Source organism: Phytopseudomonas punonensis (assembly GCF_900142655.1).
Taxonomy (GTDB): domain Bacteria; phylum Pseudomonadota; class Gammaproteobacteria; order Pseudomonadales; family Pseudomonadaceae; genus Aquipseudomonas; species Aquipseudomonas punonensis.
In genome coordinates this window covers 1,440,940-1,463,518 of the sequence record NZ_FRBQ01000001.1, presented here as the reverse complement: position 1 = coordinate 1,463,518, position 22,579 = coordinate 1,440,940, and the positions used below count along the sequence as shown (strand labels likewise).

General features: G+C 62.8%; 21 protein-coding genes. 14 read left to right on the top strand and 7 right to left on the bottom strand.

Features of this window, described 5'->3' with window-relative positions; all coding sequences use genetic code 11:
- Positions 1 to 54 precede the first annotated feature (54 nt).
- On the top strand, positions 55 to 951 hold the full coding sequence (locus BUC40_RS06600; RefSeq protein WP_073263768.1) for a LysR family transcriptional regulator: 897 nt from the start codon (positions 55 to 57) through the stop codon (positions 949 to 951).
- Between the two features lie 12 nt (positions 952 to 963).
- On the opposite strand, the gene BUC40_RS06595 is transcribed toward BUC40_RS06600, so the two are convergent.
- On the bottom strand, positions 964 to 1,257 hold the full coding sequence (locus BUC40_RS06595; protein WP_073263766.1) for a DUF1330 domain-containing protein: 294 nt from the start codon (positions 1,255 to 1,257) through the stop codon (positions 964 to 966).
- 73 nt (positions 1,258 to 1,330) lie between these two features.
- On the opposite strand from BUC40_RS06595, the gene ribBA reads away from it, so the two are divergent.
- From ribBA to BUC40_RS22640, 12 genes are all read left to right on the top strand, one after another.
- Complete coding sequence (ribBA, locus tag BUC40_RS06590; RefSeq protein WP_073263764.1) at positions 1,331 to 2,437, top strand: bifunctional 3,4-dihydroxy-2-butanone-4-phosphate synthase/GTP cyclohydrolase II; 1,107 nt, start codon at positions 1,331 to 1,333, stop codon at positions 2,435 to 2,437.
- 236 nt (positions 2,438 to 2,673) lie between these two features.
- The gene (locus BUC40_RS06585; RefSeq protein ID WP_073263762.1) at positions 2,674 to 3,699 is read left to right on the top strand and encodes an ABC transporter substrate-binding protein; all 1,026 of its coding nucleotides are present in this window, start codon (positions 2,674 to 2,676) and stop codon (positions 3,697 to 3,699) included.
- Position 3,700: 1 nt separating this feature from the next.
- Positions 3,701 to 4,609, top strand: a complete 909-nt coding sequence (locus BUC40_RS06580) for an ABC transporter permease (RefSeq protein WP_073263760.1) — start codon at positions 3,701 to 3,703, stop codon at positions 4,607 to 4,609.
- 6 nt (positions 4,610 to 4,615) lie between these two features.
- Complete coding sequence (locus tag BUC40_RS06575) at positions 4,616 to 5,425, top strand: ABC transporter permease (protein WP_073263758.1); 810 nt, start codon at positions 4,616 to 4,618, stop codon at positions 5,423 to 5,425.
- A gap of 17 nt (positions 5,426 to 5,442) precedes the next feature.
- On the top strand, positions 5,443 to 6,591 hold the full coding sequence (locus tag BUC40_RS06570; RefSeq protein ID WP_073263756.1) for an ABC transporter ATP-binding protein: 1,149 nt from the start codon (positions 5,443 to 5,445) through the stop codon (positions 6,589 to 6,591).
- Positions 6,592 to 6,918: 327 nt separating this feature from the next.
- Positions 6,919 to 7,929, top strand: a complete 1,011-nt coding sequence (locus BUC40_RS06565) for an ABC transporter substrate-binding protein (RefSeq protein ID WP_073263754.1) — start codon at positions 6,919 to 6,921, stop codon at positions 7,927 to 7,929.
- Between the two features lie 145 nt (positions 7,930 to 8,074).
- Positions 8,075 to 9,118: an LLM class flavin-dependent oxidoreductase gene (locus BUC40_RS06560; RefSeq protein ID WP_073263752.1), complete on the top strand. Its 1,044-nt coding sequence runs from the start codon at positions 8,075 to 8,077 to the stop codon at positions 9,116 to 9,118.
- 272 nt (positions 9,119 to 9,390) lie between these two features.
- Positions 9,391 to 10,785 (top strand): purine-cytosine permease family protein, encoded by a 1,395-nt coding sequence (locus BUC40_RS06555; RefSeq protein ID WP_073263750.1) that lies wholly within the window; start codon positions 9,391 to 9,393, stop codon positions 10,783 to 10,785.
- 157 nt (positions 10,786 to 10,942) lie between these two features.
- Entirely contained in the window at positions 10,943 to 12,517 is a 1,575-nt protein-coding gene (locus tag BUC40_RS22865) for a methyl-accepting chemotaxis protein (RefSeq protein ID WP_073263748.1), read from the top strand.
- A gap of 116 nt (positions 12,518 to 12,633) precedes the next feature.
- The gene (gene cls, locus BUC40_RS06545) at positions 12,634 to 14,073 is read left to right on the top strand and encodes a cardiolipin synthase (protein ID WP_073263746.1); all 1,440 of its coding nucleotides are present in this window, start codon (positions 12,634 to 12,636) and stop codon (positions 14,071 to 14,073) included.
- Between the two features lie 94 nt (positions 14,074 to 14,167).
- Positions 14,168 to 14,581 carry a hypothetical protein gene (locus BUC40_RS06540; RefSeq protein WP_073263744.1) on the top strand — a complete coding sequence of 138 codons (414 nt, stop codon included), beginning with the start codon at positions 14,168 to 14,170 and terminating at the stop codon, positions 14,579 to 14,581.
- 7 nt (positions 14,582 to 14,588) lie between these two features.
- Positions 14,589 to 15,050, top strand: coding sequence for a hypothetical protein (locus BUC40_RS22640; protein WP_139272118.1), 462 nt, complete (start codon positions 14,589 to 14,591; stop codon positions 15,048 to 15,050).
- Between the two features lie 97 nt (positions 15,051 to 15,147).
- Here the strand turns inward: BUC40_RS22640 and BUC40_RS06535 are convergent, their stop codons facing one another.
- A complete protein-coding gene (locus BUC40_RS06535) occupies positions 15,148 to 15,675 on the bottom strand; it encodes a DUF3617 domain-containing protein (RefSeq protein ID WP_083593348.1) in 528 nt (175 codons plus the stop codon).
- Positions 15,676 to 15,758: 83 nt separating this feature from the next.
- Positions 15,759 to 16,262, bottom strand: coding sequence for a GNAT family N-acetyltransferase (locus tag BUC40_RS06530; protein WP_073263742.1), 504 nt, complete (start codon positions 16,260 to 16,262; stop codon positions 15,759 to 15,761).
- 227 nt (positions 16,263 to 16,489) lie between these two features.
- Here BUC40_RS06530 and BUC40_RS06525 point away from each other — a divergent pair, with 227 nt between their 5' ends.
- On the top strand, positions 16,490 to 17,305 hold the full coding sequence (locus BUC40_RS06525) for an ion transporter (protein WP_073263740.1): 816 nt from the start codon (positions 16,490 to 16,492) through the stop codon (positions 17,303 to 17,305).
- A gap of 151 nt (positions 17,306 to 17,456) precedes the next feature.
- Here BUC40_RS06525 and BUC40_RS06520 read toward each other — a convergent pair whose 3' ends face one another.
- From BUC40_RS06520 to BUC40_RS06505, 4 genes are all read right to left on the bottom strand, one after another.
- Complete coding sequence (locus BUC40_RS06520; RefSeq protein ID WP_073263923.1) at positions 17,457 to 17,849, bottom strand: DUF1850 domain-containing protein; 393 nt, start codon at positions 17,847 to 17,849, stop codon at positions 17,457 to 17,459.
- Positions 17,846 to 19,870: a TRAP transporter permease gene (locus BUC40_RS06515; RefSeq protein WP_073263738.1), complete on the bottom strand. Its 2,025-nt coding sequence runs from the start codon at positions 19,868 to 19,870 to the stop codon at positions 17,846 to 17,848. Before BUC40_RS06515 ends, BUC40_RS06520 begins: the two co-directional genes overlap by 4 nt.
- Positions 19,871 to 20,007: 137 nt before the next feature.
- Positions 20,008 to 20,964 (bottom strand): TAXI family TRAP transporter solute-binding subunit, encoded by a 957-nt coding sequence (locus BUC40_RS06510; protein ID WP_073263736.1) that lies wholly within the window; start codon positions 20,962 to 20,964, stop codon positions 20,008 to 20,010.
- A 263-nt stretch (positions 20,965 to 21,227) separates the two neighbouring features.
- Positions 21,228 to 22,571: a sigma-54-dependent transcriptional regulator gene (locus BUC40_RS06505; protein WP_073263734.1), complete on the bottom strand. Its 1,344-nt coding sequence runs from the start codon at positions 22,569 to 22,571 to the stop codon at positions 21,228 to 21,230.
- Positions 22,572 to 22,579 lie beyond the last annotated feature (8 nt).

Here is a 22,579-nt window from a genome sequence, read left to right as displayed (position 1 = left end):
GCCAGCCAAGAATCGCTATTTTCCTAAGGCTGCCTTCTGTTTTGGAGAACCCCTGTGCATTTCGATCTCGTGGATGTGCGCCTACTGGTCGCCATCGCCTCGACCGGCAGCCTCAGCAAGGCCGCGGCGACTTTTCCGGTCGCGGTATCGGCCGCCAGTACGCGATTGCGCCAATTCGAGGAACGCTGCCAAGTCACACTGTTCGCCCGCAATGCCAACGGCATGACGCCAACCCCGGCTGGGCGCTTGGTGCTCGAAGCCTGCCAGCGGATCCTCAACGAAGCGCAGCGCCTGAAGGACAACCTGCAGGCGTTGTCCGGCCAGCAGCGGGTGGTGCTCAAACTGTGCGCCTCTACGGTGGCCAACAGCACCTTCCTGCCAGCGGCGCTCGGCCCTTTCCTGGCCGATTATCCGGAGGTGGATCTGCAACTGACAGAAGGCACCAGCCGCTCCATCCTGCGCGGCGTGCAGGCCGGCGAATTCGATTTGGGCGTCTACGACGGCAACCTGCCAACCGGCGACCTGCTGTCATTGCCGTTTCGCCACGACCGCCTGGTGCTGCTGGTGCCCCAGGGCCACGCCCTGGCCGGTCGGCGGCAAGCAAAGCTGGTGGAGGCGCTGAGCTTTCCCTACATCGGTCTGCCGGCCGAACGGGCGATGCAGCGCTTCATCGAGGACAAGGCCATCGCTGCCGGTATCGCCCTGCGGGTGCGGGTACGGGCGCCAAGCTTCGACGCCATCGCCCAACTGGTCGCCCAGGGCGCAGGCTTGGCCATGCTGCCGGAGGCCGCCGCCTCACGGATGGCCCAGGAGCTGCCGCTGACCCTGGTCGACATCGCCGACAGCTGGGCCAGCCGAGAACTGCGCCTGTGCATCAGAGACTGGCAAAGCCTGCCGTCCCATGCGCGTCAACTGGTCAGCCATCTTTCCGGTGTCGCCCACCCTGGCTGATTCAGCCTGCGGTCAGGGCTCCATACCCTCGACGATGATCACTTCCGAACGCGCCGCGCCTGCCCGGTAGCTGCTCGCCTCCTGATAAGCCTCAGAGCGGTAGCAGGCCACTGCCTGTTCATAGGACGCAAACTCGATCACCACGCTACGCTGAGGCGTATCACGCCCTTCCTGCGCCTCGGAGCGGCCGCCGCGGGCCAGGAACTTACCGCCGAATTCGGCGAACACCGCCGGGGCGCGTTTGGTGTATTCGCTGTAGCGCTCGGGGTCGGTGACGTCCACGTGCGCGATCCAGTAACCCTTCATGCTGACCTCCTTTAATTTGATTTCGTATTACGGTATACCATAATTTAAAATAATCCGACCTGCGAGAACCGCCATGCCCTTCCATCCCATCCGTGAACTCATCGATGACTTTCGCCAGGGCAAGATGGTCTTGCTGGTAGACGACGAAGACCGCGAGAACGAGGGCGACCTGCTGCTCGCCGCCGAATTCTGTACGCCCCAGGCGATCAATTTCATGGCCCGTGAAGCCCGCGGCCTGATTTGCCTGACCCTGACCGACGAGCACTGCCAACGCCTAGGCCTGGAACAGATGGTGCCCAGCAACGGTAGCGTATTTTCCACCGCCTTCACTGTTTCCATCGAAGCCGCCAGCGGCATCACCACCGGCATTTCCGCCGCCGACCGCGCCCACACAGTGCTGACCGCTGTGGCCGCTGATGCCAAGCCCAGCGATCTGGTACAACCGGGCCACATCTTTCCGCTGCGCGCCAAGGAAGGCGGTGTGCTAACCCGCGCCGGGCACACCGAAGCCGGCTGCGACCTGGCCCGGCTGGCCGACCTGACGCCAGCGGCGGTGATTGTCGAAGTGATGAACGAAGACGGCAGCATGGCCCGCCGCCCCGACCTGGAAGCCTTCGCCGCCCTGCACGGCATCAAGATCGGCACCATCGCCGACCTCATCCAATACCGCTTGAGCACCGAGCACACGATCACGCGGATCGGCGAACGCGAACTGCCCACCGTGCATGGTGAGTTCCGTCTGATCACCTATGAAGACCGCATAGCCGGGGGCGTGCACATGGCCATGGTAATGGGCGACATCCGTCATGACGAACCGACTCTGGTGCGCGTGCATGCCATCGACCCGCTACGCGATCTGGTTGGCGCCGAGTACTCCGGCCCGCGTAGCTGGACGCTCTGGGCTGCTCTGGAACGCATCGCCGCAGACGGTAAAGGCGTCGTTGTGGTGCTGGCCAACCATGAATCGTCGCAGGCCCTGCTCGAACGCGTACCGCAGCTGACCCAGCCGCAGCGCCCGTTCAACCGAGGTCAGCCGCGAGTGTATTCCGAGGTCGGCACCGGGGCACAGATTCTGCAAGACCTGGGCGTCGGCAAGCTGCGCCACCTCGGCCCGCCGCTCAAGTATGCAGGTCTGACCGGCTATGCGTTGGAAGTGGTGGAAACCGTGCCATTCGAGTGAATGACGATCGGTCATGTACGGCCACCAAGATGTATGGCAAATCGCTTGCGGAAAGTTTGGAATACCATAATATGATATCCCTAAGGCCAGTCAGTTTATCGCGTGCGCCCCGACGGGGATAACGACAAGGAATGCACACACGATAGTGGCCACCATTAACGATCCACTGGATCACTGCTCCGGTTAAGCGGGCAAACGCTCGCTTGCGCACAAACACAACAAAGAGGGCAAGAGAGATGGTGTTTATCAAAGGTGTTACCTCGGTGCTCGCCGCGAGCATTCTGAGTGCGGCAATCACGACCACCGCCTCGGCGGAAACCGTCAACTTCGTCAGCTGGGGCGGTACCACCCAGGATGCGCAGAAGGCCGCCTGGGCCGACCCCTTCACCCGTGACACCAAAATCACCGTCGTGCAGGACGGCCCGACCGACTATGGCAAGCTCAAGGCCATGGTCGAGAGCGGCAACGTGCAATGGGACGTGGTCGACGTGGAAGCTGACTTCGCCCTGCGCGCCGCAGCCGAAGGCCTACTCGAGCCGCTGGACTTCAACGTGATCAAACGTGATCGCATCGACCCACGCTTCATCAACGACCATGGCGTCGGCTCGTTCTTCTTTTCCTTCGTGCTCGGCTACAACGAGGGTGCGGTCGGCGGCAAGAAGCCAGAGAACTGGAGCGCGCTGTTCGACACCGCCACCTACCCCGGCAAACGCGCCCTGTACAAATGGCCGAGCCCGGGCGTGCTGGAACTGGCCCTGCTGGCTGATGGCGTAGAAAAAGACAAGCTGTACCCGCTGGATCTGGATCGCGCCTTCAAGAAACTCGACACCATCAAGAAAGACATCGTCTGGTGGGGCGGCGGCGCACAGTCGCAGCAACTGCTGGCCTCTGGTGAAGCGAGCATCGGGCAGTTCTGGAACGGTCGCATCCACGCCCTGCAGGAAGATGGCGCGCCGGTAGCGGCGAGCTGGAAACAGAACCTGGTCATGGCCGACATGCTGGTCATCCCCAAAGGTGCCAAGAACAAGGACGCGGCCATGAAGTTTCTGGCCAACGCCAGCAGCGCCAAAGGCCAGGCCGACTTCTCCAACCTGACCGCCTACGCCCCGGTGAACCTGGACAGCGTGGCACGCCTGGACTCGGTGCTGGCAGAGAACCTGCCGACCGCCCACGAGGCTGACCAGATCACCCTGGACTACGCCTACTGGGCCAAGAACGGCGCGCAGATCGCCACCCGCTGGAACGAATGGCTGGTGAAGTGAAATGACTGCGCTCCGTACCCCTGAGGTCGGTGCAGCAGACCGTCAGCGTGGCAACGCTGACGGCAACCCGGAACGGGCGGCGCGCTGGCGCGGTGCCCCGTACCTGCTGCCCGCCCTGCTGTTTCTCGGTTTGTTCTTCCTGGTGCCGCTGGTCAGCCTGCTGCTGCGCGGCGTGCTGGAGCCGGAACCAGGCCTGGGCAACTACGCCCAATTATTCGCCAACTCGGCCTACTCCAAGGTGCTGTTCAACACCTTCGCAGTAGCCGGGCTGGTGACCGTGATCAGCCTGCTGTTGGGTTTCCCCCTAGCCTGGGCGATCACCCTGATGCCCAGCGGCTGGGGCCGCTGGCTGCTGAACATCGTGCTGCTGTCGATGTGGACCAGCCTGCTGGCACGCACCTATTCGTGGCTGGTGTTGCTGCAGTCCTCGGGGGTGGTCAATAAGTTCCTGATGGGTATGGGCATCATCGATCAGCCGCTGGAGATGGTGCATAACCTGACTGGTGTGGTGATCGGCATGAGCTACATCATGATCCCGTTCATCGTGCTGCCGCTGCAGGCGACCATGAGCGCTATCGACCCGATGGTGCTGCAGGCTGGTTCGATCTGCGGCGCCAGCCCGTGGCGCAACTTCTTTAAGGTGTTCATTCCGCTGTGCCGGCCGGGCATCTTCTCCGGCGGCCTGATGGTCTTCGTGATGTCCCTCGGTTACTACGTGACCCCGGCGCTGCTGGGCGGCGCGCAGAACATGATGCTGCCCGAATTCATCATCCAGCAGGTGCAGTCGTTCCTCAACTGGGGCATTGCCAGCGCGGCCGCAGCCTTGCTGATCCTCATCACGCTGGTGCTGTTCTACGTCTACCTGAAGCTGCAACCGGAATCGCCGGTAGCTTCCAGCACTGCGAGGTAAGCCGCCATGCTGCTGTCACCCAATGCCATGGGTCGTGGCCTGCGCTACGGCCTGACCGCGACCACCGCGCTGATCGCCGTATTCCTGCTGCTGCCGATCCTGTTCATCGTGCTGCTGTCGTTCGGCTCTTCGCAGTGGCTAGTGTTTCCGCCACCGGGCTGGACGTTCAAGTGGTACGGGCAGTTCTTCTCCAACGAACAGTGGATGGACTCAGCCCTGGTCAGCCTCAAGGTGGCCATGCTGACGACCGTGTGCGCCCTGGCCATCGGCCTGCCCAGCGCTTTCGCCCTGGTGCGGGGCAAATTCCCAGGCCGCGAGCTGCTGTTCGCGCTGTTCACCCTGCCGATGATCGTGCCGCTGGTGATCATCGCCGTGGCGGTGTACGCGCTATTTCTCAAGCTCGGCTACACCGGCACGCTGTTCGCCTTCGTGGTCAGCCACGTGATCGTCGCACTGCCGTTCACCATCATCTCGATCATCAACTCGCTGAAGCTGTTCGATCAGTCCATCGAGGATGCCGCGGTGATCTGCGGCGCCACGCGCCTGCAGGCCATCGTCAAGGTGACCTTCCCGGCCATTCGCCCGGGCCTGGTATCGGGTGGATTGTTCGCCTTCCTGGTTTCCTGGGACGAGGTGGTGCTCAGCGTGATGATGGCCAGCCCCGGCCTGCAGACACTGCCGGTGAAGATGTGGACGACGCTGCGCCAGGATCTCACTCCCGTGATCGCCGTCGCCTCGACGTTGCTGATCGGTCTTTCCCTGCTGGTCATGATCATCGCCGCCATTGCACGCCGGCGCGCCGAAGCCAAAGGCTGAGCGCCGAGGAGAATCCCATGAGTGCTGTCATCAAAGAACAACAGGCGCCCCAGACTCTGGTCAGCCTGCGCAACCTGAACAAGCACTACGGCGACTTCACCGCTGTAGATAACATTTCCCTGGAGATCCAGGAGGGCGAGTTCCTCACCTTCTTAGGCTCCAGTGGCTCGGGCAAGAGCACCACGCTGTCGATGCTCGCCGGCTTCGAAACACCCAGCTCGGGGGAAATCCTCGTGCAGGGCAAATCCCTGGTCAACGTACCCCCGCACAAACGCGGCATCGGCATGGTGTTCCAGCGCTACTCGCTGTTCCCGCACCTCAACGTGCGCGAGAACATCGCTTTCCCGCTAGGCATTCGCAAACTCAGCGCCGACGAGCAGAAGCGCAAGGTCGACGCCATGCTCAAGCTGGTGCAGCTCGAAGCCTTCGCCCACCGTCGCCCGTCGCAGATGTCCGGCGGCCAGCAGCAGCGCGTGGCCATCGCCCGGGCGCTGGTCTACGAGCCGCGCATCCTGCTGATGGACGAGCCTCTCGGCGCCCTGGACAAGAAGCTGCGCGAAGACCTGCAGGACGAGCTGCGCCACCTGCACCGGCGCCTGGGCATCACCATCGTCTACGTGACCCATGATCAGGAAGAGGCGATGCGCCTGTCACAGCGCATCGCCATCTTCAGCCACGGCAAGATCGTCGGCCTGGGCACCGGCTATGACCTCTACCAGAACCCGCCAAATGCCTTCGTCGCCTCGTTCCTCGGCAACTCCAACTTCTTGCGCGCCAAGGTCAGCGGCCAGGCCGCCGTGCAGTTCGAGCAACAGAGCCTGGCGATCACGCCGACCGCCAACCTGAAGAACGATCAGGACGTGCTGCTGATGCTGCGCCCGGAAAAAGCCCAGGTGCTGCCCCTGGAGGTCGCCACGCAAACCCCGCTGCCGGCAGGCTGGAACGAGATCTCCGTGCAGGTCGCCGAGGTGGTGTTCCTCGGTGAAAGCCTGACCTGCCACGTGGTCACGCCCGGCGGCTGCCACCTGACTCTGAAAGCCATGGGCAGCGGCCTGCAACCGCTGCAACCCGGTGCCCAGGCCAAAGTACGTTGGGCGGCCAGCGAAGCCTGCCTGTACGACAGCTGGAACGAAAGCGATCTGAGCAAGGGGGCTGGAGCGCACTGAATGGTTGTGCACTGAGAGGAAATCTACGCCTGTGGGAGCGGGCGGGGGCGCCTAGTCCATGCCTGTGATTTTTTCGCGGGCATGGCCCGCTCCCACAGTCGATAGCAGAGCTCGATCCCGCCGCATAAATCGTTACACCTACTCCGAACAAGTGGTACTGCTTTTCCCACACAAAACCAGCGCGCCCAGCGGCTAACATCGCCGCCGGGCACCGCAGCGCCTCGGGCAATCTGGAGCGCATCTTGCAATGTGCCAGTACGGTGCGTGATCGCGGCGCGTTCGCCAGGTCGGTAGCCAGGGTTTCTTTATCGTTCGGGAGGGATTTCCATGCGTACATTGCTGGCCATGCTGCTGGGGCTGCAGCTGTTGTCCACCGCTCACGCCGAGCAGAGCCTCACCTTCGTCAGCTGGGGCGGCAGCACCCAGGCCGCGCAGACCCGCGCCTGGAGCGAGCCCTTCACCCAGCAGACCGGCATTCGTGTCGAGCAGGCCGGGCCCACCGATTACGCGGCCTTCAAGGCCATGGTGGAAAGCGGCAAGGTCACCTGGGACGTGGTCGACGTAGAGGCGGACTTCGCCTTGCGCGCCGGCCGTGAAGGCCTGCTCGAGCCACTGGATTTCAAGCAGATCGCCAAACGCACCATCGACCCGCGCTTCGTCACCATCTACGGCGCCGGCTCGTTCTATTTCTCGTTCATCCTCGGCTACAACACCAAAGTGCTCGGCAACGTGCCGCAGGACTGGGCGGCGCTGTTCGATACCCGCACCTTTCCGGGCAAGCGCGCGCTTTACAAATGGCCAAGCCCCGGCGTACTGGAAATTGCCCTGCTCGCCGATGGCGTGAACCCGGCGCAGCTGTATCCGCTGGATCTGGATCGCGCCTTCAAGAAGCTCGACAGCATCAAGGGCGACATTGCCTGGTGGGGCAGTGGCGACGAGTCCCAGCAATTGCTGTCGAGCGGCGCGGCTGGCCTGGGCATGTTCTGGAATGGCCGGGTCAACGCCCTGCGTGATGGGGGCGCCCCAGTGGGCATCAGCTGGCAGCAGAACCTGGTGACCGGTGATTTCCTGGTCATCCCCCGTGGCGCCCCAAATGTCGAAGGCGCGCGTGCCTTCATCGCCTACGCCACCAGCCCCAAACCACAGGCGGACTTCTCCTCACTGACCGGTTACGCGCCGGTCAACCTCGGCGCCTCGGCGCTGGTCGACCCCAAGCTCGCGGAAAACCAGCCGGGCGCCCACAAAGCCGGGCAGATCACCCTCGACTTCAAATACTGGAGCATCAATGGCGAGCGCATCGCCGAGCGCTGGTATGCCTGGCAGGCCGCCAAGGACTGACGCTTTTTGACAAGAGGGGTCTCGGGTACTCGCCAAAGTATTTTATATTATGGTATACCATAGACCATGAGCCACATGATCCTGCGTGCGGCCAGTCCTGACAGCGCCTCGCGCCTCGGGCCTTACAAAAATCGAGGAAAGCGACATGAAATTCTCTTTGTTCGTCCACATGGAACGCTACGACCAGGAAGTCGGCCACCGCGAGCTCTTCGATCAGCTGACCGAGCTCACCCTGCTGGCCGAAGCCGGCGGCTTCAGCACCGTGTGGGTCGGCGAACACCACGCCATGGAATACACCATCTCGCCAAGCCCGATGCCGATCCTGGCCTACCTGGCGGCCCGTACCAACACCATTCGCCTTGGCGCCGGCACCATCATCGCGCCGTTCTGGAACCCGATCCGCGTAGCCGGTGAATGCGCCCTGCTCGACGTGATCAGTAACGGGCGCATGGAAGTCGGTCTGGCCCGTGGTGCCTACCAGTACGAATTCGACCGCATGGCTGGTGGCATGCCCGCCAGTGATGGCGGCAAGTACCTTCGTGAGATGGTGCCGGTGGTCAAAGCCCTGTGGAAAGGCGATTACGCCCACGACGGCGAGATCTGGAAATTTCCCACCAGCACCTCGTCGCCCAAGCCGCTGCAGCAACCGCTGCCACCGATGTGGATCGCCGCCCGCGACCCGGACTCGCACAACTTCGCGGTGGCCAACGGCTGCAACGTGATGGTCACACCGCTGATGAAGGGCGACGAGGAAGTGGTCGACCTGAACAACAAGTTCAACGCCGCCCTGGCCAACAACCCGGACGTGCCGCGCCCGCAATTGATGGTGCTGCGCCACACCCACGTGCACCTGGCCGACGACCCGGAAGGCTGGAAGGTCGGCGCCGCGGCGATCTCACGCTTCTACCGCACCTTCGATGCCTGGTTCGGCAACAAGACCACCCCGGTCGACGGCCTGCTGGACCCGAGCCCCGAAGAGAAATTCAAAGAGCGCCCGGAATTCGAGCTGGAGAACATCCGCAAGAACACCATGATTGGCACGCCTGAGGAAATCATCGCGCGCATTCGTCACTACCAAGAACTGGGCGTCGACGAATTCAGCTTCTGGGCCGACAACAGCCTACCCTACGCCGAGAAGAAAAAGTCTCTGGAGCTGTTCATCCAGCACGTGGTGCCAGCCTTCCGCTGAGCCCCGTCACCGCTGCGCCGGCCACGCCGGGCAGCGGTTTTCGCCAACCTGGCGATACGCAAAACCCTATCCGAATAAAGACAAGAAGTAGGTTTTCCCATGGTGTTCCGCACAGCCCTTCTGCTCCGCCCATGCCCGTTCTCCGCCGCCTGCAAGTTCTCCCACAACAGGCGCAGCTGACTCGCTCAGCCACCCCCACGCATCTACACCCAACGGTCTGCCCGCTCACGCGGTGCTGCATGCCGTCGCCACTTTGCGCAGGAGAACCGTCCATGTCTCAGCAAGAGCTCGTTGAAAGCAACAGTGTCGGCCAGGTTGCCGATGCCGACCGTCACGGCCGCGTCCGTGACTTGTTCACCCTGTGGTTCAGCACCAACATCGCGCCGCTACCCATCGTCACCGGCGCCATGGCGGTGCAGGTGTTCCACCTCAACCTTGGCTGGGCGATCTGCGCCATTCTCGTCGGCCATCTGCTCGGCGGCATCGTGCTTGGCCTGGCGTCGGCACAAGGCCCACAAATGGGCTTGCCGCAAATGCTGCAGAGCCGCGGCCAGTTCGGCCGTTACGGCGCCTTGCTAGTGGTGGTGATCGCCGCCGTGCTGTACATCGGCTTCTTCATTTCCAACTGCGTGCTGGCCGGCAAATCCATCCACAGCGTGGCGCCGAATTTACCGCTGCCCGCCGCCGTATTGATCGGCGCCTGCGCCGCCACGCTGATCGGCATCCTCGGCTACAACTTTATCCACACCCTCAACCGCATCGGCACCTGGGTGATGGGCATCGGCCTGCTCGCCGGCTTTATCGCGCTATTCGCCAACGGCCTGCCAGCGGACTTCGCCAGCCGCGGTGGCTTCAACCTCGCCGGCTGGTTGGCGATGGCTTCGCTGGGCGCTATCTGGCAGATCTCTTTTGCGCCCTACACCTCTGACTATTCGCGCTACCTGCCGCGCAACGTAGGCATCTGGAAACCCTTTATCGCCACCTATTGCGGCGCCGTGCTGGGCACCTCGCTGTGCTTCATTTTCGGCACCCTGGTTGCGCTGTCGGTAAGCGCCGAGACCGACACCATGGAAGCCGTGAAGCAAAGCACCGGCGTGTTTGGCCCGGTGCTGATGGTGTTGTTCATCCTCAGCATCATCAGCCACAACGCCCTGAACCTGTACGGCGCGGTGCTGGCGCTGATCACCTCGGTGCAGACCTTCGCCGCCGACTGGGCACCGAGCCGCCAGGCCCGGGTGGCGCTCTCGGCGATCCTGCTGGTGGCCTGCTGCGTGGTCGCGGTCAGTGCGCCTGCAGACTTCATCTCGCGGTTCATGCAGTTGATTCTGGCGATGATGATCGTGCTGGTGCCCTGGGCAGTGATCAACCTCGCCGACTTCTACCTGGTGCAAAAGCAGCGCTACCACATCCCCTCGCTGTTCGACGCCTCAGGTGGCATCTACGGGCGCTTCAACCCGAATGCGGTGAGCGCCTACGCCATCGGCATCCTGGTCCAACTGCCGTTCGCGGTCACGCCGATCTACACCGGGCCGATGGCGAGCAAGCTCGACGGTGCCGACCTGTCCTGGCTGGTGGCGATCGTCGTCACCCTGCCGCTGTACCTGCTGCTGTCGAGCAGAGATACGCTGTACAGGCGCCAGCAGATCTCGACCCTCTCGCGAGCCTGAGCCACTACATGACAAAGCCCCAGCCCTGGGGCTTTGTCGTTTCTGGGTATTCCTAAGCGCCAGTGCTGGCGATACGATTGCGCAATCATGGATTCAGCCCCGCGTACGTCATGCATCTGCCTGGAGATGGCGCGCTGTGGCTCGACAAGGATTGTTCATGTCTTATCGGTTCTCGCTGGAAAATCTAACCGTCACCCGCAAGCTCGGGCTCGGCTTCGGCCTGTTACTGGCGCTGGCCATGCTGCTTGCCGCTACCGGACTGCAGGGGCTGCGCAATGACCAGGCTTCGTTCGCGCGGATCAACCAGTTGGGCGGCGTATTCGATGAAACCGTGTTCGCCCGCGAAGCCAACTTCAAATACACCCTGAGCAGCGACCCAACTGAGCTGACAGCTCACGAAACTCATCTGCAAGCACTCAAAGCTGCGCTCGCGCAGATCAGTGAGGACCTCGAAAACGGCGAGTGGCCAGCCGAAGACCGGCAGATCCTGCAAGGTCTCAGCACCGACCTCGCCGCCTATAGCGATGCCCGCAAAGCCGCACAGGCGGTCACTCCATCGAACACGGGCGCGATCATCCAGGCCAATGAACGGCTTTCCGAGCTGCAAGACAGCATCAACGTGCTCTACAAGAAAGAAGAAGAGCGCTCGGCCGTCAGCGTCGGCACCGTGGTGTCGATACTCTGGGCGGTCGCCATCATCGCCCTGCTGCTCGGCGCGCTGATTGCCTGGGTCATCGCCCGGCAGATCATCGTGCCGCTGCAGCAAACGCTGCACACCGCCGAGCGCATCGCCCAGGGTGACCTGACAGTGGAGCTGCACAGCGAGCGGCGCGATGAGTTGGGCCAACTGCTACGGGCCATCGGTAACATGAGCGGGCGCCTGCGCGGCGTGATCAACCAGATCGGCAGCAGCTCTTCGCAACTGGCCTCATCCGCCAGCCAACTGGCCGCCATCACCACCCAGACCCAGGCCGGCGCGGAGAGCCAGAAGACCGATACCGACCGAGTCGCCACGGCCATCAGCGACATGACCCTGATCGTACAGAAGGTCGCTCGCAGCTCCGAGGAGGCGGCCAACGCCGCACGCCAGGCCGATAGCGAGGCGAGCGGCGCGTCTGCCATTTCCGGTGAGGCCATCGGCCAGATCGAGGCGCTGGCCAGCGATGTGCAGCTGTCTGCCGAATCCATGAACCGCCTGCACAAGGAAATCGAGCGCATCGGCAGCGTGCTCGGCGTGATCAAAGCCGTGGCCGGGCAGACCAACCTTCTGGCGCTTAATGCAGCGATCGAAGCAGCGCGCGCGGGTGAAGCCGGCCGCGGCTTTGCAGTGGTCGCCGACGAGGTACGCAGCCTGGCGCAACGCACGCAGCAATCCTCGGAGGAAATCGAACAGCTGATCACCGGCCTGCGGCAGATTGCCGACGAGAGCAGCCGCATCATGCAGACCAGCGTCGAGCAGACCCAGTCGACCGTCGTCGGCGTACGCAACACCGGCGACGCCCTGAGCGCCATCACTCGCCAGGTTTCGCAAATCCAGCAGATGAGCCTGATGATCGCCAGCGCCGCCGAAGAGCAGAGCGCGGTAGTCTCGGAAATCAACCACCGCGTGCTGCACGTGCGGGAAACCACCGATCAGTCGGCCACCGCAGGCAGCGAGATCGCCTCGTCGAGCATCGAGCTGGCGCGCCTGGGCAACGAGCTGCAAGGGCTGGTGGTGCACTTTCGCACCTGAAGCGCACGAGCCCAACGCAAACGCGCCACTGGTTTCACGTGGAACGCCCCATCTATCGGTGACGTCGCGTCGATCGCGTGGTCTATGCTGGCACAGCAGCCAACAAGCGAACGGCAATGGAATTCGGCATCGAGCATTTTTTCGGCTATCTGATCGCAACGATCCACGCGCTCGGGACGCTGGCGGCCGTGCACGCAATCCTGACCGTGCGCACCGCCCAAGGCGCCATCGCCTGGGCACTTTCGCTATTCTTCATGCCCTACCTGACTCTGCTGCCCTACGTGATCTTCGGGCGAAGCCGCTTCTATGCCTACATCGACGCGCGTCGGGTGGTCGACAAACAGATGCACAAGGCCATGGCCTCGCTGGACTGGCGGCCCTGGGTGCAGGAGGCCATCGCCGCCGGCGAATCGGAAGCCTACGGCCAGCTACGCGCTCTGCCGCGGCTAGGACGCATGCCATGCCTGGCGGGCAACCAGGTCAGCCTGCTGGTCGATGGCAAGGCGACCTTCGACGCGATCCTCCAGGCGATTGCCGAAGCGCATCAGGTGATCCTCATCCAGTTCTTTATCGTCCACGACGACAAGCTTGGCCGCCGCCTGCAGGAGGCGCTGCTAGAGCGCGCAGCTGCTGGCGTACAAGTGTACTTTCTCTATGACGCGGTCGGCAGCCACGCCCTGCCGCGCCGCTATATCAAGAGCCTGCGCGACGGCGGTGTGCACATGCATGCCTTCCCCACCGGCGGTGGCGTGCTCAATCGCTTCCAGCTGAATTTCCGCAACCACCGCAAGATCGTGGTGGTCGATGGCGAGCGCGGCTTCCTCGGCGGGCACAACGTCGGTGATGAATACCTCGGCGAAAAGCCGCGCCTGTCGCCGTGGCGCGACACCCATGTCGAAGTGCACGGCCCAGCGGTGGCCTGCCTGCAGGAATCCTTCGCCGAAGACTGGTTCTGGGCGACGCGCAAACTGCCGCCACTGCTGCTGCCAGAGCGCTACCCCGACGAAGGCATGCTCTGCCAGGTGATCACCAGCGGCCCGGCCGACGCCCAGGAAACCTGCTCGCTGTTGTTCGTGGAAATGCTCAACGCTGCCCGCGAACGCATCTGGCTGACCAGCCCCTACTTCATCCCCGACGAAGCGCTGTTCGCCGCTCTGCGCCTGGCCGTGCTGCGCGGCGTGGATGTGCGCATCCTGCTGCCGTCACGCCCCGACCACCGCATCGTCTACGCCGCCTCCAACCTGTTCGCCCTGGAAGCACTACGCGCCGGCGTGCGGATCTTCCGCTACCTGCCGGGCTTTCTGCACCAGAAGGTCGCGCTGATCGATCAGGATATCGGCGTGGTCGGCAGCGCCAACCTGGACAATCGCTCGTTCCGCCTGAACTTCGAGATCACCCTGGTGACGGTCGACCCGGAGTTTGCCCGCCAGGTCGAAGCGATGCTGGAGAACGACTTCAGCCAGTCCCGCGAACTGATCGGCGCCGACCGTCGCGAAGTGCATCGCCTGCAGCAATTGGGCATGCGCGTGGCACGGCTGATCTCACCGATTCTCTGAGCTGGGTAGAGACAAGATCGCCCGAGTTGCTCGGTCTGCGAGACTGGTTTAAAAGCACGCCTACTAAACCGACAGGGAATGGGAGCAGGTTGCGATGTATCCGTTCAAACCTGTAGTACTGTCATTTACGCTTTGCCCGTCGCTGGTGGGGATATTCAATTTTGCATACATCGCGACAATCGGACTGGTAGTCGAGTCATCCAATTCGAATGCCCTGGAAATGCTGGCTGGCTCGTTCTGGTTCGGCATTCTCTCTGCCGTAACAGGCATGATTTTATACGGCGTTCCTGCGTTCGGCCTGGCGCTGCTGTATGCGTGCCTGGGGCTTCGCCGGGGCCTTCGGCACATTCTGTTCGTTTGCGTGGCAGGCGGTTTGGGCGCGCAGGCATGGTCTGAAGTGCTGCAGATGGGAGATGGGAGCAATCCTTACAGAAGTTTAGTTTTGGGCGTGGTGACCTCGTTTCTGATCGCGCTCTATGCACTGCCAAAACAGTCGTCGTTCAGGTAAGCACACGATGCTTTCACCTCAGACCCGCCGCATGCGAGCCCTCATTCTGATTCTGCTATTCAGCACGCTGACCGCCTGCTGGGGACGGCAGCCCTTTCAGCCGCCACCATTCAACTTCGAGATCTGGCAAAAACCGGGCGCCTCAACCCTAGAGGTCAAGAAGGCCCTGCTGGAATGCGGTTCGCCACATCCGCAGGAGGATGACCGCCCGCCCAACCAGCGGGCCGAGACCCAAAGCTGCCTGATTGCTGCCGGGTACAGGATGCCGAAGCAGTACCCTAGCTGGTGCACCCTCCAACCCGACCTGCCCGCTTGCCAATCCGGCGTAGTGCCGCCCTCGCCAAGCGCCGAACGCCGGTTGCAAAGCGACTATTGTCGGGCCAAGCGGGATATGGAATTTTGCCGCCGCACAGCAAGCAATCCTTCCGCCTGCACGCTAGGCCCGGTCGATCCAGAATGCCTGCCTTGATCCAGGAATCGCGGCCATGTGCGAGCAACTGGCCGATTTCGAGCACGCCCCGCGGATGATCCAGCAGCGACTGTAAGTCGCTGCCAGACGCCTTGCGTTACTGACGCGGTTTCAACGCGCCGCAATCAGCCGACACCCAGCGCGCCTCGGACTCCATGCTGCCCTGCTGACGGCCTGCGCCGCTGTCGAAATCGCCGCTGACCTTGGTGGTGAACGACTTGTCGTCGAGGAAGTGCGCCTCACCCTGGCCACGGCCCTGCGGGCAAGTGAAGTTGAACACCCAGCGGTCGTTGTCACGGGAGGTGATCTGCTGGCTGCAGTTGGGATCCTGCAGGGGGATGTTCTGTGCATCCACCTGTGCTTGGCTGATGCAGTACTGCACGCCCTTGTCGCCCAGCTGAATACCCTGTTGAGCCATGGCTCGCTCGAGCATTTCACGTTGCGCCTGGGGCAGGTTCTTGAACTGCTGCAGCATCGCATCGCTGCTCGGCAACGTCTTGCCGCCAAGCTGCATGTTCTTCGAGGTAATCTCCCAAAGACCGGGTTGAATCTGCTGCTCGGCAGAGGCCATGAAGGGCAGCGCCAGCAGGCAGAGAGGCAGTAACTTCATACTCAGTTTTGGCATAGGAAACTCCGTTCAGTAACCGCGACGCGGCTCGCTCGATATCTGACAGCGCAGCCGCCAGGATGTCTCGACGCAATGCCGCTTTAGCCCTCACGTTCCTGACGATAGAGCTCCAGGCCCCGCGCCTGATAATTGGCCAGCGCGCTGGGGTGGTCGAGCGTGCAGGTGTGCACCCAGACACGCCGGGTGCCTGGCCAGGCCCAGGCGGACTGCAGCGCGTGAGTCAGCAGCGGGCCGCCGAAACCCTGGCCGAAGAAGACCGGGGCCAGGCCGAAATAGAGGATTTCCACTGCGCCCTCGGCGTCGCGCTGCAGCTCGTAGTAACCGGCGATAGCGCCCTGGTGATAAGCCACCCAGGTGCGGTGATCGTCGCGCTCGATCGCTTCGCGCCACTGCGCGTCCGACCAGACCAGCTTGTCCGTCCATTCCCAGGGCTCACCGATCAACTGGTAGAGAAAGCGGTTGAGCTGGAACTGCTTGATCCGGCATTCGACCACCTGCAGATCGTCTGGCATGGGTTTGCCGCGCACCTGCTCGGGGCTATGCATTTCCAGGTAGAAGGTGATGTTGCGACCCTGCTCGCTCATGCCGTGATCCGTCGTGTTGGGAGGCCTGGGCCTCGTGGCAAAGAGCGCAGGCTAATGATCGGCGCCGCGTTCGGCAATACCGTTACCGGGCTAAGAAACGCCTGTGGACAACATACTGCCCGCACGACGGCTACACATTTAGCGAAAATCGCGTGGGCTGCCGCGCTATCTTCCATCAACCCGCTTATTTACTCTCGGCAGCCTCGACTACCACCATCGATACCATCATGACCCCTATCGTCACTGCGAATGCTCCCAGCCCCTGGCGCCAGCAACTGGCCCGGTTCATGGACGGCAAGCCCGTCCAACGCGTCATCACCGCGCTGATCCTAATCAACGCCGCCATTCTCGGCCTGCTCACGTCCGCGGAAATCGTCGCCGACTGGGGCTGGCTGCTGGTGCCTGTGGATATGTTTATCCTGGCGGTATTCGTGATCGAGTTGGGGCTGCGTTTTGCCGCACGGGGCATCGGCCTGCTACGTGATCCCTGGGCGGTGTTCGATTGCCTGGTGGTCGGCATCGCCCTAGTGCCCGCCAGCGGCCCGTTCAGCGTGCTGCGGACCCTGCGCGTATTGCGGGTGCTACGTCTGGTTTCAATCAATCCGAGCATGCGCAAGGTGGTGCATGCGCTGCTGGCGTCGCTGCCGGGCATGGGCAGCATCGTCATGCTGATGGGGCTGTTGTTCTATGTCGCAGCGGTGATGGCGACTCAGCTGTTCGGGCAAGACTTTCCCGAGTGGTTCGGCAGCATCGGCGCTAGCCTCTACACCCTGTTCCAGGTGATGACGCTGGAGAGCTGGTCGATGGGAATCGTGCGGCCGGTGATGGAGCAGTACCCACTGGCCTGGGTGTTCTTCGTGCCCTACATCCTGATCGCCACCTTCATGATGCTCAACCTGTTCATCGCGGTGATCGTCAATGCCATGCAGGATGCCCAGGGGCCGGATCCCGAGGTCGAAGCCCGCGTGCAGCGCGAGCAACTGATTCTCGATGAGCTAAGGGCCTTGCGGACAGAATTAGCAGAGATGCGCAGCAAGCCTTGAACACATGAAATATGGACAGGGTAACTGCTCCAAAGCAGAAGCGGACGTTCAATTGTGGGAGAGGCTTTAGCCTCGAGCTCTTTGTTTACCTTGATAAAAAACTCGCGGCTAAAGCCGCTCCTACAAGATCGCGAACGGCTGCTCCCGCCATTTACCTGCCCGCCAGTTCACAACTCCACAGCTCCACAGCGGGCTGGCTCGCCGTCGGTGGCCCGAGCCACTCGCTGAAGGGCTTACAGCCCTGAGCATCGCAAAGTTGATAGTCGCCAGCCTCGGGGATGCGGCCGACGCGCAAGGGCTGTAAAGGCGGCATCTGGCGCTGGTAATGCCAGGCACCGTCACGCAGCACGGCGCCATCGGGGATTTCCATACCGGCGCCACTACCGCGCACCCGCGCCTCGCCGAGCAGCAGCCCGTCCGGCGTAACGCGGTAGTCCTCTTCCCAGCGGATCTTCTCGATCGTGTGGTTCCAGGCCAGGGTGAAGGACGGCACGGGCACCTGTGCCCATACCGCCCCCGCCAGCCCTAGGCACAAGCCGATCAAGCGGCGGCCACGGCAACGCGGCGGGCGCGCCATAGATGCTGGGCGATCAGCAGGGCGCCCAGCGCATAACCGATTTCATCACTGATCGGCAGGGCCAGAATCAGCGCGACCCCGGCCGCGAATGCCCAGATGCGCTCCCACCAGGCCAGGCGCATGTTCAGGTAGCCGACCACCGCCATGCCCCACAGTCCGACGGCGAATATACTCTTGATGAACATGTACAAGGTCGCGCCCCAGCTGTCGCCCTGCATCATCAGCGCCGGGTCGTACACGGCCATGAACGGCACCACGAAGCCAGCGGCAGCGATGCGCACCGCCCACAGGCTGATCTTGAAGCCGTTCTCTTTGGCGATCGGTGCGGCTGCGAAACAGGCCAGCGCCACCGGCGGCGTCAGGTCGGCCATCAGGCCGAAATAGAACACGAACATGTGCGAGACGATCAGCGGCACGCCCAGATCCAGCAGCGCCGGCGCGGCAATCGCACTGGTGATGATGTAGTTGGGAATGGTCGGGATGCCCATGCCGAGAATCAGACAGGTGATCATCGTCAGCACCAGCGACAGGAACAGGTTGTTCTGGCCGATGGCGAGGATGTAGCCGGCGAAGGTGGTGGCAATACCGGTCAGCGAGACCACGCCGATGATCACCCCTACCAGGGCGCAGGCGATACCGACCGGAATCGCGTGGCGCGCACCTTCGGCCAGCGCATGCACGCAGGCCTGCAGGGTTTCCCGGCCGCCCTTGATGAACCAGCAGACCGCCACCAGCGCGCCGATCACCCCGAACACCACGCCGATACCGAGCTGGAAGAAGCCCGCACAGAGAATGCCCAGGGCAATCCAGAACACCATGCGCATGATCTTCGACGACACCTTGAGGATGATCGCCGAACCGAGAATCACGATGGCGGTCAGCGCCAACCCGACGGTACCGGAGAACATCGGCGTGCGCCCGGAGAACAGCAGGTACACCAGCACCAGCAGGGGAATCAACAGGAACCAGCGCTCCTTGACCGCCGCCCAGGCGCTGGGGCACTGGTCTTTCGGCAGGCCGCGCAGGTTGGCGCTCTTGGCCTCCAGATGAACCATCCAGAACACCGAGCCGAAATACAGCAGCGCGGGAATCAGTGCAGCCTTGGCGACTTCCACGTACGGTACGTTGATGGTTTCGGCCATGATGAACGCCACGGCGCCCATCACCGGCGGCATGATCTGGCTGCCCATGCTCGACGTCGCTTCTACCGCACCGGCAAAGGCCGGGCGATAGCCAAAGCGCTTCATCAGCGGGATGGTGAATTGCCCGGTGGTCACCACGTTGGCCACGCCGGAGCCGGTGATGGTGCCCATCAACGCCGAGGACGCCACCGAGACCTTGGCCGGGCCGCCAAGCTTGTGGCCGAACAGGCCCATGGCGAAATCAGTGAACAGCTTGATCATGCCAGCCTGCTCGAGAAACGCACCGAACAGGATGAACAGGAAGATGTAGGTCGCCGACACATAGGTCGGGGTGCCGTAGAAACCCTCGGTACCGAACGCCAGCTGGTTGATGATCTGGTCGAAGCCATAACCGCGGTGCGCCAGATCGCCCGGCAGGTATTCACCGAACAGGCCGTAGAGCAGGAACAACCCACAGATCAGCGGCAGGGCGATGCCCATGACCCGACGTGCGGCCTCGAAGATCAGCAGCGTCAGGCCGATGCCGATGATCATATCCAACGTGGTGAGGTCACCTGAACGCTGAATCAGGTCACCTTCGAAAACCCACTGGTAGGCGAAGGTCGCCATCCCGGCAAGGCCCAACAACCAGGCCAGCGGCTGCCAGGGCCGGCCAGTGCCGCGGGCCGGGTAGCAGAGGAAGACCATCAGCAACAGGAAGCCGACGTGGCCGGCGCGCAGCACCTGGCTGGACACCGGATGAAAGGCCGCCGTGATGATCTGGTATGTGGAGAACAGCAAGGCGGTGTAGAACAACGCCTTCGGCCATTCGCTCGGGCTGGCGTTCAGCCCCTGATGTTCACTCATGCTGGTCACACCTTCGCTGACGCCCAGAGGGCGAATAATCGGACTGCGAGTGAATGCCGACCATCAGCTGACAGCCTGCATCCACCCGGCGAAGCGGGAAGTGTGCCGAGCGCCGTGCTGGCGCCCGGCCAGGGCGATTACTTGAGTACGCCCGCTTCCTTGTAGAAGCGCTCGGCGCCCGGGTGCAGCGGAATCGGCAGGCCTTCGGTGGCGGTTTCCAGCTTGATGTCCTTGGCGGCCGAGTGCGAATTAACCAGGCGTGGCAGGTTGTCGAACATCAGCTTGGTCATCTGGTAGGCCACTTCGTCATCGACGCCTTCATGGCTGACCAGAATGTTGATGATGGCTGCAGTCGGTACGTCCTGATCCTGGCCGTCATAGGTGCCGGCTGGGATGACGCGTGCCTGATAGGCGCTGCTGCCGATCTTGGTCACCACTTCTTCCGGGATCGCCACGAAGGTGATCGGTACCATCGACGCCAGGTCACGGATGGCGGCCATGCCCAGGCCGGACGACTGCAGGGTGGCATCCAGCTGGCGGTTCTTGATCAGCTCGACCGACTCGGCATAGGGCATGAACTCGACCCGGCCCATGTCCTTGTAGCTCAGGCCAGCGGCCTTGAAGATTGCCCGGGCATTGAGCTCGGTACCGGATTTCGGTGCACCGACGGAGATGCGCTTGCCCTTGAGGTCTTCCAGGGTCTTGATCCCGGATTCCTTGCTGGCGACGATCTGGATGTAGTTCGGGTAGGTAGCGGCGATCGCGCGGATTTTCTTCAGGGGCGCCTTGAAGCCTGCATCCTCGATACCCTTCCAGGCATCATCCACCGAGTCGCCGAGGGCAAAGGCCAGTTCGCCGCGCCCTGCCTGCAGCAGGTTGAGGTTTTCCACTGAGGCCTTGGTAGCCTGCACGGAGGTCTTCGAACCCTCGATGCCGTTGCCATAAACCTGCGAAAGCGCCACGCCAATCGGGTAGTAAACCCCGCTGGTACCACCGGTCAGGACGTTGATAAAGGTAGGTGCGGCGAACACCGCCGTGCTGGCGGTAATGGCCACGGCAGCGGCGAGAAGGCTGAAACGCTTGGTCAGTCGCATGGGTGTTTCTCCGTGCTTATTCTTGTCAGAGAGCCGGTTCGGGATCGATGACCAGAGAAAGACGGAAAACGCCGCGCGGCTGCGCTGCATGACGGCTCTTGTCTTTATTAGTCACCGGTCGACGAATGCCGGTTGCTAGATGACCATTGCAGATGCCGTGCCAGGCCTTGTAACCACCGTACTAGAGAGACCGCGTTGTCCGGAACCGGCGAAAATCAGCGAAACATCGCCGATTGCCGCTCAGGCAACCGGCAAGATTCCGCTCATTCCTCGTCGGGGCTACCCGCAGGCCGATAGGTGCTGCGCTGCAAGCCATGGCGCTGCATCTTCTCATTCAGGGTGCGACGGGGCAGCTGCAGCAGCTCCATGGCCTGCAGGATGCTGCCACGGCAGCGCATCAACGCATTGTGCAGACACTGCGCCTCGAAGGCTTCCATCTGCTGGGCCAGCGATTGCTCGGCGTCTTCCTGGGTGGAGCCGCTCAAACCCAGGGCGTGACGCTCGGCAGCGTTGATCAGTTCCCGCACGTTGCCTGGCCAGTCATGGCCCAACAGGTTGGCCAGTTCGGCCGGCGTCAACGGCTCAAGGCTGCGGCCGTGACGCTGCGCAGCCTGTGCGGCGAAATGTTCGAACAGCAGCGAGATGTCCTCACGGCGCTCACGTAGCGGGGGAATCTGCAAGGTCGCGACGTTCAGGCGGTAGAGCAAGTCCTCCCGGAAACGCCCGGCGCGCACTTCGTCGAGCAAGTCGGGCTTCACCGCGCTGATCACCCGCAGGTCGACGCGGATACTGCGGTTCGAACCCAACCGTTCCAGGGTCTTTTCCTGCAACACGCGCAGCAGCTTGACCTGTTGTGCCAACGGCAGGCTTTCTACCTCGTCGAGAAACAGGGTGCCGCCGTCGGCATGTTCGATACGGCCGATGCGTTTGCTCTGGGCGCCGGTGAAGGCACCGCTCTCATGCCCGAACAGTTCGCTCTCGAACAGGTGCTCGGGAATCGCCGCGCAGTTGAGGGCCACGAATGGCTTGTCGGCACGCTCGCTGAAGTCGTGCAGGCAGCGCGCCACGCGCTCCTTGCCGGAGCCGGTCTCGCCGCGAATCAGCACGTTCACCGAGGTACCGGCCAGCTCGAGAATCTGCCGGCGCAGGCGTTCCATGGGGCGCGATACGCCCAGCAGCTGTGCAGCGATGCCGTCCTTGAGCCCGAACTGCTGACGCAGGGCGCGGTTCTCGCAGACCAGCCGGCGCTTCTCCAGCGCGCGCCGCACAACGTCGAGCAAGCGTTCCGGGGTGAAGGGTTTTTCGATGAAGTCGTAGGCCCCCTGCTGAATCGCCTGCACGGCCATCGGCACGTCGCCATGCCCGGTGATCATGATCACCGGCAGGTCGCGATCGCACTCGACCACCTTGCCCAGCAACTGCAGGCCATCGGTGCCGGGCATGCGTACATCGCTGATCAGCACGCCGGGAAAATCGACATCGATCAATGCCAGCGCTTGTGCGGCGCAGGAGCAGACCTGCACGCTGAAGCCGGACAACTCCAGCCATTGTTGTGCCGCCTCGCGAATCGCGGCTTCATCATCGACGACGATTACCTGACCACCCATAACACCTC